Annotated in this window: 10 protein-coding genes; 5 read left to right on the forward strand and 5 right to left on the reverse strand. The window is 50.2% G+C overall.

Annotated features, from left to right (window positions below; all coding sequences use genetic code 11):
* The first annotated feature begins 7 nt into the window (after window positions 1-7).
* The 4 genes from H8S75_RS26070 to H8S75_RS26085 are packed head-to-tail and all read left to right on the forward strand — an operon-like array spanning window position 8 to window position 6,872.
* The gene (locus H8S75_RS26070) at window positions 8-727 is read left to right on the forward strand and encodes a GntR family transcriptional regulator (protein WP_187024025.1); all 720 of its coding nucleotides are present in this window, start codon (window positions 8-10) and stop codon (window positions 725-727) included.
* A gap of 33 nt (window positions 728-760) precedes the next feature.
* A complete protein-coding gene (locus H8S75_RS26075) occupies window positions 761-2,293 on the forward strand; it encodes a sulfatase-like hydrolase/transferase (protein ID WP_187024026.1) in 1,533 nt (510 codons plus the stop codon).
* 34 nt (window positions 2,294-2,327) lie between these two features.
* A complete protein-coding gene (locus H8S75_RS26080; RefSeq protein WP_187024027.1) occupies window positions 2,328-4,793 on the forward strand; it encodes a glycoside hydrolase family 38 N-terminal domain-containing protein in 2,466 nt (821 codons plus the stop codon).
* Window positions 4,794-4,805: 12 nt separating this feature from the next.
* On the forward strand, window positions 4,806-6,872 hold the full coding sequence (locus H8S75_RS26085; protein ID WP_187024028.1) for a DUF5054 domain-containing protein: 2,067 nt from the start codon (window positions 4,806-4,808) through the stop codon (window positions 6,870-6,872).
* 111 nt (window positions 6,873-6,983) lie between these two features.
* Here the strand turns inward: H8S75_RS26085 and H8S75_RS26090 are convergent, their stop codons facing one another.
* The 4 genes from H8S75_RS26090 to H8S75_RS26105 all read right to left on the reverse strand — a co-directional run bounded on the left by H8S75_RS26090 (window position 6,984) and on the right by H8S75_RS26105 (window position 11,899).
* A complete protein-coding gene (locus tag H8S75_RS26090; RefSeq protein WP_029466867.1) occupies window positions 6,984-7,937 on the reverse strand; it encodes an ABC transporter permease in 954 nt (317 codons plus the stop codon).
* Window positions 7,934-9,079, reverse strand: a complete 1,146-nt coding sequence (locus H8S75_RS26095; RefSeq protein ID WP_243270466.1) for an ABC transporter permease — start codon at window positions 9,077-9,079, stop codon at window positions 7,934-7,936. Before H8S75_RS26095 ends, H8S75_RS26090 begins: the two co-directional genes overlap by 4 nt.
* A complete protein-coding gene (locus H8S75_RS26100; RefSeq protein WP_187024029.1) occupies window positions 9,076-10,614 on the reverse strand; it encodes an ABC transporter ATP-binding protein in 1,539 nt (512 codons plus the stop codon). The genes H8S75_RS26095 and H8S75_RS26100 overlap by 4 nt, the downstream gene beginning before the upstream one ends.
* A 100-nt stretch (window positions 10,615-10,714) precedes the next feature.
* Window positions 10,715-11,899 (reverse strand): BMP family lipoprotein, encoded by a 1,185-nt coding sequence (locus H8S75_RS26105; protein WP_187024030.1) that lies wholly within the window; start codon window positions 11,897-11,899, stop codon window positions 10,715-10,717.
* A gap of 178 nt (window positions 11,900-12,077) precedes the next feature.
* Here H8S75_RS26105 and H8S75_RS26110 point away from each other — a divergent pair, with 178 nt between their 5' ends.
* A complete protein-coding gene (locus H8S75_RS26110) occupies window positions 12,078-13,421 on the forward strand; it encodes an MATE family efflux transporter (RefSeq protein WP_187024031.1) in 1,344 nt (447 codons plus the stop codon).
* Here H8S75_RS26110 and H8S75_RS26115 read toward each other — a convergent pair.
* The gene (locus H8S75_RS26115; RefSeq protein ID WP_187024032.1) at window positions 13,399-14,781 is read right to left on the reverse strand and encodes a B12-binding domain-containing radical SAM protein; all 1,383 of its coding nucleotides are present in this window, start codon (window positions 14,779-14,781) and stop codon (window positions 13,399-13,401) included. The two genes, H8S75_RS26110 and H8S75_RS26115, sit on opposite strands and share 23 nt — an antisense overlap.
* Between the last annotated feature and the right edge of the window lie 74 nt (window positions 14,782-14,855).

Consider the following 14,855-nt stretch of genomic DNA (forward strand, 5'->3'; position numbering starts at 1 on the left):
GACATCAATGCTTAATAGAGAAAAGGGTTCGCCGCCTCTGTACTATCAGTTGAAGGAGGTATTGAAACAGGAGATTGAAGAAGAAAAATACAAGAAGGGAGACACCTTTCTAACAGAGCGGCAGCTGCAGGAGAAGTTCGGAGTAAGCCGCGTTACAGTGCGCCAGGCAGTCAGTGAATTGACAAATGAAGGGTATCTTCAGTGTTCCAGAGGTATTGGAACTGTTGTGGTATTCAATAAGATTAACGAGAACTTAAAGCAGGTCATAAGCTTTTCCGAGGAAATGGCGCACCATGGTATTACTATGAAAACAAGCCACTGCGTTATGGGCCGGGAAAAGGCGGGGAAGACGGTGGCGCTGAATCTTGGAATCCCGGAGGGCAGTTACTGCTATAAGCTGGAGCGCGTACGCTGTGCACAGAATATTCCGATTGTATACTCCATTACCTGGCTGACCAACAAATACCGGCTTCCTATTGACGATGACCTGTATCGTAATTCCTTATATGAGCTGTTAAAAGAAGAGTATGGTATCGTAATAGCACGCGGGTGCGATTCCTTTGAGGCGGCGCTGGCAACAGCCGTGACAGGAAAGTTTTTAAACATAGAGCAGGGCCAGCCTGTGTTTAAGCGTATTCGCAATACCTATGACCAGGACGGAGATATTCTGGAATATACCATATGTTATTATGCGGGAGAGCGGTATAAATATACCATAGAACTCTGATGACCGGTTCCGGAAGACAGAATGGAGAACAGGATGGAAAAGAAGAAAAATATAGTATTTATCTGTACGGACCAGCACCGTACGGACACATTATCGGTATATCAGAAGGATACGGTGTGCCGTACACCCAATTTAGAAGCTCTCGCGGCAGAGTGCGTGGTGTTTGATAACGCCTACGCCAGCAATCCGGTCTGCTCCCCGGCCAGGTGTTCTATGCAGACGGGGTTGTATCCCTCTAAGACAGGGATGGAGACAAATTTATACCAGACCGGAACCAGAACCCATGAACTGCAGGATACGGATTTTTTGCTTAGCAGAAGACTGACACGTGCCGGCTATGCTGCGGCTTATACAGGGAAATGGCATCTGGGATTTGGGAAAGAAAAGGCTTCTTCGACGGAGGGCAGAATTCTGCTGGACCGGATGAGACAGGGGTACATGGAAGGCGCCGCCTATGTGGGATATGGAACGCTTCCCACAGATATCGGATATATTGGAGACGATTTTCCGGGGCACGGCAACGGAGGGTGGGCCTATCCCCAGTTTCAAGAGTATCTGAGAAAAAACGGGCTGACACTGGAGATTGTCAACCAGGGACCACAACGGCGGGCAGGCGACCATTCGTATATGGGAGAGGTGGTTTCTCCAATCGAAACAACCATTGAATACTATGTTGCCGGGCGTGCCATGGAACTGACAGAGGAGATGGCAGAACAAGGAAAACCATTCTTTATGAATCTTAATTTCTGGGGCCCTCATGAGCCGTTTTTTGCACCTTCGGCCTTTTTGGACATGTACCGTAATATAGAGCTGAAGCCATGGCCCAGCTTTGAGGAGCCGGCCGAAAATATGCCGAGGATTTATGAGATGCTTCGCCGGCCGGAAGCAGAATGGCCGTTTTTCCAGGAGACGCTGCGCCACTATTATGCGTGTGTCAGCCATATTGATGCTCAGATTAGGAGATATATCACTTATTTAAAAGAGAAAGGATTGTATGAGAACTCCGTCGTCATCGTGTCAGCCGATCACGGAGATAACCAGGGCTGTCATGGAAAGCTGGAAAATAAATCGTATGGCATGTATGATGACACGGCGAAGGTACCACTTATGATCAAGCCTGCGGCCTCCAAATATGAGGGGTATCATCAGCCTGCGCTGGTCGGTACCTGTGATATTTATGCTACGATTTTAAACCAGGCGGGTTTTGTGCCGGAGGATTCTCATGGCTTCGGGGATGGGCGTGATTTGAGTGGATTCTTTACAGATCAGACACTGCCCTGGCCTGATGAGATAGTGACGGAGGGGATGGGAGCCCTGGATATCGTGGCGACACAACGGATGTTCCGGAAAGGAAAGTATAAATACGTCTTCACCGCAGGGGATATGGATCAGCTGTTTGACTTGGAGTCAGATCCTGCTGAGATGGAGAATCTGGCATACAGGGAAGACTTTGATTCGGTTCTTGCAGAAATGAAAAACAGCTTCGCGGACTGGATGAGGCGGCATAAGGATCCGGCCCGAGCCGGCTTCTGCAAGATCAACAGGATCAAAGAATGGACGGTTTAACTGGCACAGCAGCATCGAGGACTGGAGGACTAACATGGCATTAAAGAAAACATGGACGGTATATCTCATTCATCACTCCCACACAGATATAGGTTATACGGAGCGTCAGGATAAAATTATGAGATACCATTGTGATTTTATCATTCAGGCTATCGATATCCTGAATAGGATTCATGCAGGAGAGGAGAAGAAGGCAGAAGGCTTCGTCTGGCAGTGTGAGAATTTCTGGCAGGTAAAAAACTTCTATGAAAATGCTTCAGAAGAGTACATACGGGATTTCGAGAGGTATGTGAGGACCGGAGAGATCGGGTTATCCGGCAATTACTTAAATATGACGGAGCTGGTATCCGCGGAGGTGCTGGACAGCAGAATCCGCATGGCAAAAGAGTATGGGGAACGAATCGGCCATCCTGTCACCAGTGGTATGTGTGCGGATGTCAATGGGATGGCATGGGGCTATGGCGATGCCTTGTATGAGAATGGCGTTACCAGTTTTTTTACCTGTATTCATCCGCATCACGGCATGTTTCCTCTGTATAAGAAGCAGCAGCCGTTCTATTGGGAGACACCGAAGGGAAAGCGGATTCTGGTCTGGAATGGAGATTACTACCATCTGGGCAATGAGCTGTTCATCGCTCCTCACGGCGGTAATACGTATCAAATCAGGGATGAGTATCATGAACCCTTTATCAGCCATATGATTTTAAACCGGTCATCTGAGAATACAGATCAAATGGAGTGGGAGATCGGGCAGAAGCGTCTGGAACGATATCTGGAAAATCTGCAAGAAGAATCGTATTCGTGGAATTTTATTCCGTTTATGGTATCGGGGTGTATTACGGATAACGCGCCGCCCAGCGCCGCGGTAGCAGAGCGGGTGAATGAGATGAACCAGAGGTACAATGGGCAAATCACATGTAAAATGGTGAATTTAGAGCAGTTCTTTGACTCTGTAAAGGAGCAGTGCAAAGAGATACCCTGTTATCGGGGTGACTGGAATGACTGGTGGGCTGACGGAGTCGGTTCTACACCTGCGGCAGTAAAAGTTTATCTCGATGGAAGGCGAAAGTATGACATCTGCGAGAAATTGGGGGAAGAGGAAGGCGAGCGTGAAAAGGCGCTGAAAGAAGAGGCTGCGGAAAATATGATGCTGTATGCGGAGCATACCTGGGGGTACTCCTCTTCCGTAATCGAGCCGTGGGAATCACTGGTGGGAAGCCTGGAATGGAAAAAGGCGTCGTATGCTGTGAATGGTAACAGCGCGGCATCTAAGTGGCTGGACCGCCTCCTGGCAAAAAAAGGGGAGATCAGTATCTGCAGGGACAAAGGGCAGCGATACCGGATCATAAATCCTCATAACGTAGCGGTGAAGGATGGAGTATGCCTGTATATTGAACTGTGGGAGTACGTGGAAGGTATCCGTTATGATACAGAGATTCCGATTGAGGTGAGGGACTGCGTAACGGGCCAAATCATTCCCAGCCAGATTCACATGACTGCCAGGGCGACAGCAGTGGAAATCATATTGACTATGAAGCCGAAAGAAGAGCGGATTGTGGAAATTCGCCTGGCCAGCCAGAGAAAAACCGTAACATATGAAAACAGAGCGCACGTGGGAGCCGAAGGCGTTGCCGACCTGCTGGAAGACGGAATGCGCAAGGATGATGGCTGTGTGGAAACACAGCATTACCAGGTTTTGTTTGATCAGGAAAAGGGTATTTGCTCTGTGAAAGATAAGCTATGGGGAAGAGAACTTTTAAGAAATGGTATGGAAGACGCTCCATTTTCCGGAATCTATGAGGTGACCGGAATGAATGGGGATGCCCGTGAAATCAGAAGAAGCATGGGAAGAAACCGTAAGTCGACTGCGACGAAGCGGTATCACAGTGTTTTAGAGAACATCGGGATCGTGGAACGGGGAGACGTCTATACTGCGGTCCAACTTAGCTACAGCCTTGAGGGTTGCCGCTTCTATACCGTTTACTTGAAAATCTATGAAGAAATGAGAAAGATAGAGGCCAGAATACGCATCCATAAGGACAGCGTGTGGGAACCTGAGAATCTCTATATTGCACTTCCGTTTACTGCCGGAGAAGCCAGTGTGAGCTATCTGGATAAGACTGGCTGCGTAATCCGTCCGGGAATCGACCAGCTTCCGGGAAGCTGCCAGGATTTCTATCTGCTGCAGAATGGTGTGGTATGGGAACAGGAGGGCAGAATTGTAACGGCTGCCTTTAAGGATGCGCCTATGGCGGTCTTTGGAGATTTGAAGGCTGCTCCGGTCAGGCTTTGCAGCGGAGAGAATGGAGACAGAAATCGTGCGCCTCTGTATTCCTGGGTGATGAATAACTTTTGGGAAACAAATTTTAAGGCGGATTTAGGCGGCTTTTATGAGTTCACTTATACGGTCAGAACTATGGAAGGAAAAAATCCGGCAGAGGCGCTTGAAATCTGTGAAGCAGATAATGAGGGGCTGCTGGCATTCTATATTGAAAAATAAGGAGTTGGAAGTATGGATTATCAGAAAATTAAAAAAGTTCATGTAGTATATAAGACGCATCTGGATATAGGATTCACGGATATGGGGCAGAACGTGCTGGACAGGTATATGAAGGAGCATATTCCACATTCCGTCCGTCTTGCGAGGGAGATGAATACCAGAGAACAAAAGAAGTTTATCTGGACAGTGGGATCCTATCTGATCGATTACTATTTCCGGCATGCGGATGCTGCTGCCCAAAAGGAGCTTAAGGAGGCGATTGAGGCCGGAGATATCTGCTGGCATGGCATAGCCGGTACGACCCACACCGAACTTCTGGATATGGATCTGTTTTGCTATGATTTAGAAATTGGCCGCAGACTGGATGACCAGTATGGAAAACACACGATTGCGGCGAAGATGACAGATGTTCCTGGTCACACGATTGCCGTTGTGGATGCACTTGCTGACCATGGAATCCATTTTCTGCATATCGGTGTTAACGCATCTTCCATGGTACCGGAGGTGCCGCAGACATTTGTATGGAAACATGGAAACAAACGGGTGATCGTTCAGTATTCTGCCCAGTACGGGGCGCCTGGTTATGTGGAAGGTATGGATGAGGTTCTGGAGTTCGCCCACACCGGAGATAATTTGGGACCCCAGTCCGAGGGAGAGGTGGAGACTGAATTTGAGCGGATTCAGAGCTTGTATCCTAACGCAAAGGTAGAAGCCTCCACTTTGGATGCATATGCTGAGAGTCTTCTTTCCGTGGAAGAGAGGCTGCCCGTAATCGAGGAAGAGATAGGGGATACATGGATCCATGGAATCGCCTCGGACCCATGGAAGGTCAGCCGTTACCGGACGCTCATTCAGCTTAAGAATCAGTGGAAAAGGGAAGGCAGATTTTTTGAAGGTACCAGGGGATACGATGCGTTTATGATGAATCTGATGCTGATCGCGGAGCATACCTGGGGATTGGATTATAAAAAGTACCTGGCGGACTTTAAAAACTGGACTAAGGAAGATTTTCAGAAGGCAAGAGAGCAGGATACGACGACTCTGGAATTTTTAACGAACCGCAATGCACAGATGCGGGAAGTGTTGGATATTGATTTCAAACGGTACCGGGGCGGTGTCTTTACCGGATCTTACCGGCAGTACGAAAGCTCTCATGAGGAACAGAGAGAATATTTGAAAAAGGCGGTTGAGGAGCTTCCGGCGGAGCTGAAAGAAGAGGCCATGCGTGCCCTGGATGGCTGTGTCCCGGAAAAAGAGAAGCGAAACGGTCAAGCCGCCGGAGTAGGGGAAACGCTGCAGATTGGTGGCTGGAAAGTCTCCGTGGATGGGAGCGGAGCACTCCGAAAGCTGGAAAGAAACGGAAGGGACTGGGCCAGATATGGTGTTTTGGGACGTCTGGGTTATGAAACCTTTAACGCTTTAAACTGTGTACAGAATTATTACCGTTATAACCGGGCGTTTTATGAAAATGGCTGCTGGTCTGAGGGAGATTTCTCCAAGCCTGGTCTGGAGTTTGTAGAGGATTTAGAGAACCGGTATTATGAGTTTGGCGTCAGAGGAATACAGGCAGCAGGCAATGAACTTGTTCTGAATCTGGCAGGCGACGAAGAGGCATCAGAAAAATACGGATGTCCGAGGGCGGCACAGATAAAATATACATTTACGGAATCCATTACTTGCAGTCTGGCGTGGTTTGAAAAGGATGCGAACCGAATGCCGGAGGCGCTGTGGTTTGATTTTGTACCAAATGTGGAGAATCCAAACCGGTGGCTGTTGGAAAAGATGGGAACGCAGGTTTCACCACTTAATGTGTTAAGAGGAGGCAACCGTCTGCAGCACTGTGTGGAGAAGCTGGCTTATGAAGGCGCGGATGGAAGTATGGAAATAGAAAGCCTTCATGCGCCGCTGGTCAGCGTGGGAGGCAGAAATCTCTATGATGACTACCGGGAACTGCCTGATCTGAAAAAGGGGTTTGCCTTTAACTTATTCAATAATAAATGGGGAACTAACTTCAGAATGTGGTGTGAGGATGATTGTAAGTTTGAATTCAGAATTGCCATATCGGAAAAGTATTCATAAAATAGCCAATACTATTAACCATAAAAATGACCGGGAATGGCGAACACATGTATTTTGTGTCCGACACTCCCGGATATTTTTATGGCGGGCAGGATGCGGGGCGGTATGACTTTATCTCTGTCCCTTGTCGTAAGGCACGCCTTCCGCCTTCGGAGCCTGGGAATTCTTCGATGTGAATACCAGCACGATCAATGTGATGATATACGGCACCATCTTGTAAAAATAACTGGGAATTCCGAGGCTGCTTAAGAACGGGATTCCGGAGTAGGCAGCGGCCACTGCCTTCATCAGTCCGAAGAACAGGGAGGCCAGCATGATTTTCACCGGTTTCCACTGGCCGAAAATCAGAACGGCCAAAGCCAGGAAGCCGTATCCGGCCACATCGGCGTTAAAGTTGGTGGAGGTCGGAACGACGAATACCAGTCCGCCTAAGCCTCCGAGAGCTCCTGAGATCAGGACGCCCGCGTACTGCATATGGTAGACGTTGATGCCCGCCGCGTCGGCCGCCTGGGGATGCTCGCCGCAGGAGCGCAGGCGCAGTCCAAACCGCGTCTTGTAGAGTACAACGGTGGAAAGCACGAAGATTGCGATTCCAATGTAGGTGGTAATGTAGGCGTTCTGGAACAGCAGCGGTCCGATAAACGGTATTCTGCCAAGTATGGGAACCGAGGTGATCCGGAAGGTATTAGTAAACTGTACCTGCTGTACGCCCTGAATGACGCGGGCCACGAAGATGGCAAACGCGGGGGCGAACATGTTTAAGGCGGTACCGCTGATAACCTGGTTCGCCTTCATATTGATAGAGGCGTATCCATGGAACAGGGAGAAGAACATGCCCGTCGCCATGGAGATTAAGACTGCCAGAATCAGCTGCATCTGGCCGCTCATGGTGCCTCCCGTGAAATGGATAAACAGGATCCCTGTAAATGCGCCCATGGTCATGATTCCTTCCAGCGCGATATTGATAATACCGCTCCGTTCCGAGAACATGGCGCCCAGAGCCACGATCATAAGAGGAATCATGAAATACATGGTCTGCTGAAAGATAAAATAAATAACACTCATGCGTCTCCTCCCCCTTTCGTCTGTGCCTCTTCTTTTTCATGGCGCGCCTTCTGCACCTTTCCGATCAGCATCTTTACCATGAGGGCAAAGGCGCTGAAGTAGATGATAACCGCGACAATGATATCGATGATTTCTGTTGAAAATTCAAACAGCTGCAGATAAAATCCGCCCGCCGTTAAGTAAGCGATAAAGATGCCGGAGAACAGTACCCCGATCGGATTGCTTAAGCCCAGCAGGGCTACGGAGATACCGGTAAAGCCTTCGGAAGCCAGAACATCCTTGATCTCGATGTGCTTTCCGGTTCCGGCCAGATAGAGGAGGCCGCCGGCCAGTCCGGCGATGGCGCCTGCAATCATCATGGACATGATGATGCTTTTCTTTTCATTGATTCCGGCGTACTTGCTGGCATCGCGGTTGAAGCCAACCGCCTTCAGCTCATAACCGAAGGTGGTCTTGTTTAACAGCAGATAAATCAGGATAACGACGATAATGGCAATGATGATGCCTCCGTTGACGCTGGAGCCGGGGAAAATCTTATCCAGTCCCATCTTCGGGATATTTGCAGTAGCCGCCACGTTTCTCGATTCATTTCTCAGATTGTTAAACAGGGGCTTGCTGCTCTTTACGATCCAGTTGACGAGATACATGCCGATGTAATTCATCATGATGGAAGCGATAACCTCATTGACGTTATAGTATGCCTTTAAGAGGCCGGGAACGAGGCCCCATATGGCGCCCATGACGACGCTGGCCAGCAGCGCCACAAACCAGTGCGCCGGCCCCAGGGAGGTCCACAGGATCCCTACGTAGACGGCTCCGAAGCCGCCCATGATGAACTGTCCCGGTGTCCCGATGTTGAAGAGTCCCGTCTTAAAGGCGAAACCAACAGAGAGACCGGTTAATATGATGGGTGTTGCATAGTAGAATACCTGTCCGATGCCCTTTGCCCCGTGAGTAAATGCACCCGTCAGGATGGTTGCAAACCCGGGCAGAGCCTGGGCCGGATTACAGAGAAACAGGATGATCAGGCCGACGATCAGTCCCAGCACGATGGCAAAGACGGAAGACAGGATGCCATCATAGGAAAGTCCCGCTCTCTTACGCTCGGCGGAAAGTAAATCCCGTGGTTGTTTCTGTTTCATGATTTGCCACCTTCTTTCTTCGAACCGGCCATGTAAAGACCTAATTCCTGTACCGTAACTTTCTTGGGATCTAAATCAGCCACAATGGAGCCCTCGAACATGACGAGAATCCGGTCGCTTAAGTTCATGACCTCGTCCAGCTCCAGCGATACCAGCAGTATCGCGGCTCCCGCGTCACGCTGCTTGATTAACTCCCTGTGGATATATTCAATGGCGCCCACGTCGAGACCTCTCGTAGGCTGTACTGCCAGCAGGATGTCGTGATCTCTGGAAACTTCCCGGGCCACGATCGCCTTCTGCTGGTTGCCGCCGGACATGCTTCTGGCGCTGGTGTAAGCCCCCTCACTGCTTCGGATGTCGTAATCTTCAATCAGCTTATCCGAATAGTCGTAGATGCTGTCATTCTTTAAGAAGGAATACTTCTGGAAGTCCTTCTCAAAGTACTGCTGGAGCACCAGATTGTAGCCAAGATTATAGTCCAGCACCAGTCCGTGTTTGTGGCGGTCCTCCGGAATATGGGAGAGACCGTGGGTGTTTTTATAGCGGATGCTCTTTTTCGTCACATCCTCACCGTTTAACAGTACGGTTCCCTCACTCATCCCGGCCAGGCCGGTGATGGCGTGGATCAACTCTGTCTGGCCGTTTCCGTCGATACCGGCGACACAGACGATCTCACCCTTCCGGACCTGGAAGGTGACATTGCTTACGAGATTCTTCGTGTGGCCCTCTTTGGTGGCCTTGACGGACAGATTCTTTACCTCCAGCACCACGTCCCTGGGGGTGGCGGGGCCTTTTTCCACGGTCAGATTCACCTTGCGGCCTACCATCATCTCGGACATTTCCTCCGGCGTGGTGTCCTTTACCTCTACGGTTCCGATATATTTTCCACGGCGCAGGACCGTACACCGGTCGGCGACCGCCTTGATTTCGTTAAGCTTATGCGTGATAAAGAGGATGGATTTCCCCTCCTTCACCAGATCCCTCATGATCTGCATCAGTTCGTCGATTTCCTGAGGCGTTAAGACGGCCGTGGGCTCATCGAAGATCATGATCTCATTGTCGCGGTAAAGCATCTTCAGAATCTCGACTCTCTGCTGCATGCCGACCGTGATGTCGGAGATGAGCGCGTCGGGATCGATGGTGAGCTGGTATTTCTCACTCAAATCCATGATTTTTTTCCGTGCGTCGTCCATTTTTAAAAAGCCGTGTTTCGTGGTCTCCATGCCGAGGACGATATTCTGGAGAACCGTAAAATTATGTACCAGTTTGAAATGCTGATGTACCATGCCGATGCCCAGCGCGTTGGCATCCAGCGGCCCGGTAATCTTTTCTTCTTTTCCTCTGACTTTAATGACGCCAGCTTCCGGCTGATAGAGGCCGAACAGCACGCTCATGAGCGTCGATTTCCCTGCGCCGTTTTCGCCGAGAAGGGCGTGAATCTCACCCTTTTTCAGCTGCAGAGTGATGTTGTCGTTAGCGATGATGCCGGGAAATTCCTTCGTAATATTCAGCATCTCGATAATATAATCATCCATGAGAACCCCCTTGCAGTGCAAAAAAGGAGATGCCGTAAGATACCCGTCTTCAGTTGTGACTGGGGAATCAAACGACATCTCCTTTCTTATGTAGATTCGATTATTCTACGAAGTTGATAGTTGTCTTTTCAAGCTTTAAATCCTTGGTGGGATCGTTGTTGTCTTCAGACGGCTGTACGAGAGTAATCTTGCCATCCTTTAACTGAGCATAGACAACGTCGTAATCTGCCTGTGTGAATGTCGTAAACTTGGAGGTCTCCATCGGAAGGCCGATGCCGTCATTCTTCGCGGAGAAGATACTGGTCTTGCCGCCCGGGAAACTGCCTGCATAGAAATCTCTTACGCCGTCGTAAACAGATACGGAAAGCTGTTTCATAGCGGAGGTGACCACGGTGTCGGATTCGTAACTCTGGTCAACGTCCACGCCGATTACCTTGGCGCTCTTTTCTTCTGCCGCCGCCATAACGGAGTTTCCAACTGCGCCGCCGCATCCGAAGATGACTTCCGTACCGTTCTGATACCAGGATGCAGCCATGGACTGCGCTTCCGGTGTCGCGGCAAATGCGCCTGTGTAGTTGTACATAATCTCGATGCCGTCCACGCCCATCTCCTTGGCCGCGTAGTCAGCGCCTTCTGCAAAGCCGTAGCCGTAACGGATTACGGCCGGAACTGCCATACCGCCTAAGAATCCCAGCTTGGTATAGCCGTCTTTTACTGCCGCATACCCTGCGAGGAAACCAGGCTCATCTTCCTGGAACAGAATCGGCATTACATTGGCCTCGGTTCTGTATTCCGAGTAGTCGCCGCTGTGAGGCTCGCCATCCAGAAGAATGAAATGTACGTCCTTGTACTGGTCCTGTGCCAGATAAACAGGCTCTTCAAATAAGAATCCAGGGCATACGACCAGTTTTGCACCGCCTTCAATTGCCAGACCGATGGTCTCTAAATAAGAGTCCGTCGTTCCTTCCTGAGGCTGGTAGTACTTGTAGGAAATACCATTCTCTTCCGCGTATTTCTTCATGCCTTCCCATGCGCCCTGGTTGAAGGATTTGTCGTCGATAGTACCGAGGTCGGTAACAAGAGCCAGTTCATAACCATCGGAAGTTTCCGATTTCACTGCGGTACCGGCTGTCGTCTCGGCCTCTGCCGCTTTGGCTTCTGCGGCAGTTGTGGTCTCGGCGGGAGCGGCTGTCGTGCTGCCCGAACCGGAATTCGAAGAACCGCATGCACTTAAGGATGCAGCCATCATGACCGCCAGTGTTACTGCTAATGCTCTCTTTTTCATAATACGTAATTCCTCCTATCGTTTGAAAGATTGTTATTAGAGCTAATTCTACTTTACCATATTTTGGTATCAGAAACAATGTAAAGTAGGGCAATTTTACAGAATTATTATAAAGCAGCTTGTTATTTAAAGAAAAAATGGTAAACTGATAAAGGATTTCAACAGAAGGAGGAATATTGTGCAGAAACTAAATCTCTTGGAAGAACCGGTACAAAAGCTGTTTATCAAGTATCTGATGCCGTCCATCAGTGCTACGCTGGTTACTTCTATTTATATTTTGGCCGATACGCTGATGATCGGCCGGGGCGTGGGGCCTGTGGGAATCGCGGCCTTGAACCTGCTGCTTCCCTTATTCAGCCTGTTCTTTGGAACGGGCATGCTCTTCGGCGTCGGAGGAGGCGTCCTCCTCTCGATCTCGAAGGGACGCCGGGACGAGCAGGCGGCAAAGGAGTATTTTACGGTGGCTCTCTGGCTGGCCGTGGCCTTTGCGGTCTTCTACATTGCAGGCGGGCACCTGCTTTTTAAGCCTGTGACGGAATTTCTGGGCAGAAATGATACTATGGGAAATTATGTCGACGAGTACGGCCGCGTTCTGGTTACAGGCGCTCCGGTCTTCCTGTTCTCGGCCTTTTTACAGGCATTTGTCAGGAACGACAGGGCGCCAAAGGTATCCATGGCGGCGGTTGTGTCCGGCGGTGTGACCAATGTGGTACTGGATTATATATTTATATTTCCAATGAAAATGGGGATGGCCGGGGCAGCGATCGCCTCGGTGATCGGTTCCCTCCTGACGGTTGGAATCCTGCTGACCCATCTTTCCTCGCCGGACAACACGCTGAAGGTGGTGGCCCGCCCCGAGTGGAAGAAGGCGTGGGAGGTCGTGGTCAACGGATTTGCCAGCTTCCTGCTGGAGATGTGCAATGGCGTAGTGACATTCTTATTCAACCGCCAGCTCCTTGTCTACGTGGGCGATTTGGGTGTGGTCGTATACGGAATTATCTCCAACAGCGCGCTGATCGTGGCGTCCATCAGCAACGGCATCTCCCAGGCCGTACAGCCGATACTCGCTACCAATTACGGTGCGGGAAGAAAGTCCAGATTAAAAGAGACGCGCCATATGGGAGAGATGGCGGTGACCATATCGGGCATTCTGTTTACGGGAATCGGCCTTCTTCTGCCGGCCCTGGTGACCGCGGCCTTCGTGAAGCCGACGGCGGAGATCCTGGCCATGTCGGTCCCGGCCGTGCGGATCTATTTCCTGTCATTCTTCGCCATGGGCTTTAATATCCTTTACGGCACCTATTTCCAGTCCGTGATGAAGCCGGGATACTCCCTGTTCATCTGTATGATGAGAGGGATGGTGATAAATGGAATTCTCGTGTTCCTTCTGCCGGTCGCTTTCGGCGTTACCGGAATCTGGTCCGTCATGCCTGTGACGGAATTTGTAACGCTGATCATCTGCCGGTTTCTGCTGGCAGGCCAGAATAAAAAACTGCCGTCTACCGGCGTGTCCAGGGCTTAAAGCTGTCTGTAAAGAGCAGCTTCAGAAAAATATTCTTATAGTCTTCTAATCGCAGAAAGCTGTATATTCCGGCTTTCTGCGCAATTCGGAACAAATCCATAACGAGAAGATAGTATTCAAAATAAAAATGGAAGCGGCTCATGCATTCCGGTTTGACCACCAGATGCATGAAGTCCCATTTTTCACAGTTATCCGTGGTCAGTCTGTCCCGGTATTCGTTAAACAGCGCCGTGCCCGGTATGGGCGTGAAAATGGAGACTCCCGTATAGGTGATCCGGTGTGCGTGGATAAAACGCCGCATTTTCCGGAAATCCTCTTTCTTGAAACGGCTGTCGATGATGAAGAGCCCCACCAGATGAATGCTGTATTTTTGAAGCATCCGGATGGTCTTAATGTTGAGAGACTGGGAGGAATGCTTCTGATAGGAGTCCAGAAAGCTGTCGGAAACCGCCTCCAGGCCGACCATGATGTAACGGAAGCCGGCCTCCGCCAGTTCCCGGATTAAGTCCTCATGAACGGCGATAAAATCCGAGCGTCCGTAGCAGATAAAGGTCTTTCTGATATTCCGCTCCCGGAGCAGCCGCATAAATTCTTTCAGCCTTGGGACATCGAACAGGAAGTCGTCATCTGTGATCTGGATATTGCTGCAGGGGATGGTCTCCAGCTCCTCGATGATCTTTTCCAAGTCCCGCTGGCAGTAGGTGCCGCAGTTGAGCTCCCGGCCATAGCAGAAGGCACAGTGGTAGGGACAGGAAGATGAGGTCTTTAAAAGGGCTACAGGGGAGACGTCTAAGTAGCGGTAGTGGTCCTGATAGGTGGAAAAGGTGCTTCGGTCGGGGATTGGGAGTTTATTTAAATCAAACGGTTTCATGGGATTTTTGTGCCAGCCCCCATTTTCCGGATAACAAAGTCCGTCAATCACAGACAGCTCCGGCGGACAAAAACCATTTTCCGGCGGAATAAGCCCCTCCGCCCTCAGTGCCTCCGCAATCGCATAAATATTGTCGGAACGGCATATGTAGGACACGGCGGGATCGAAGAAACGCTCCGGGTTCAGCTGGGCATGGGAGCCGCCGATGATGGTGACGCAGCCGGGGAGAAGCGCCTTCGCACGCCGGGCGTAGGAGAGCATTAATTTTTCCTGCGTGATATAGCCGGTGACGGCCACCGCGACGGGGGTGTATTCGTTAAAAATCTCATCAAAACTGCGCCTGTCGAAGGAGGCTTCATAGATCATGCTTTCCACATCATATTCCTTCAGCATGGCTTTTATATACTCCAGTTCCAGCGGCTCCGTCTTAAGGGCCATATCCAGGCTGAAGCCGCTGTCTGCGGCCTCCGGTTTTACCAGCAGAATCATACCATTCCTCCTTTCAATTGCGCTGTCCTCTGATCAAATTATATGGTAGAATAGGGAAAAAGGCAAGAAAGGAA

It is taken from the genome of Hungatella hominis, from assembly GCF_014288005.1.
Taxonomy (GTDB): Bacteria; Bacillota; Clostridia; order Lachnospirales; family Lachnospiraceae; genus Hungatella; species Hungatella effluvii.

Coding starts and splice junctions, on each gene's coding strand:
- H8S75_RS26105 (WP_187024030.1), bottom strand. CDS start 11,899: ATGAAAAAGAGAGCATTAGCAGTAACACTGGCGGTCATGATGGCTGCA.
- H8S75_RS26070 (WP_187024025.1), top strand. CDS start 8: ATGCTTAATAGAGAAAAGGGTTCGCCGCCTCTGTACTATCAGTTGAAG.
- H8S75_RS26090 (WP_029466867.1), bottom strand. CDS start 7,937: ATGAGTGTTATTTATTTTATCTTTCAGCAGACCATGTATTTCATGATT.
- H8S75_RS26115 (WP_187024032.1), bottom strand. CDS start 14,781: ATGATTCTGCTGGTAAAACCGGAGGCCGCAGACAGCGGCTTCAGCCTG.
- H8S75_RS26095 (WP_243270466.1), bottom strand. CDS start 9,079: ATGAAACAGAAACAACCACGGGATTTACTTTCCGCCGAGCGTAAGAGA.
- H8S75_RS26100 (WP_187024029.1), bottom strand. CDS start 10,614: ATGGATGATTATATTATCGAGATGCTGAATATTACGAAGGAATTTCCC.
- H8S75_RS26080 (WP_187024027.1), top strand. CDS start 2,328: ATGGCATTAAAGAAAACATGGACGGTATATCTCATTCATCACTCCCAC.
- H8S75_RS26085 (WP_187024028.1), top strand. CDS start 4,806: ATGGATTATCAGAAAATTAAAAAAGTTCATGTAGTATATAAGACGCAT.
- H8S75_RS26075 (WP_187024026.1), top strand. CDS start 761: ATGGAAAAGAAGAAAAATATAGTATTTATCTGTACGGACCAGCACCGT.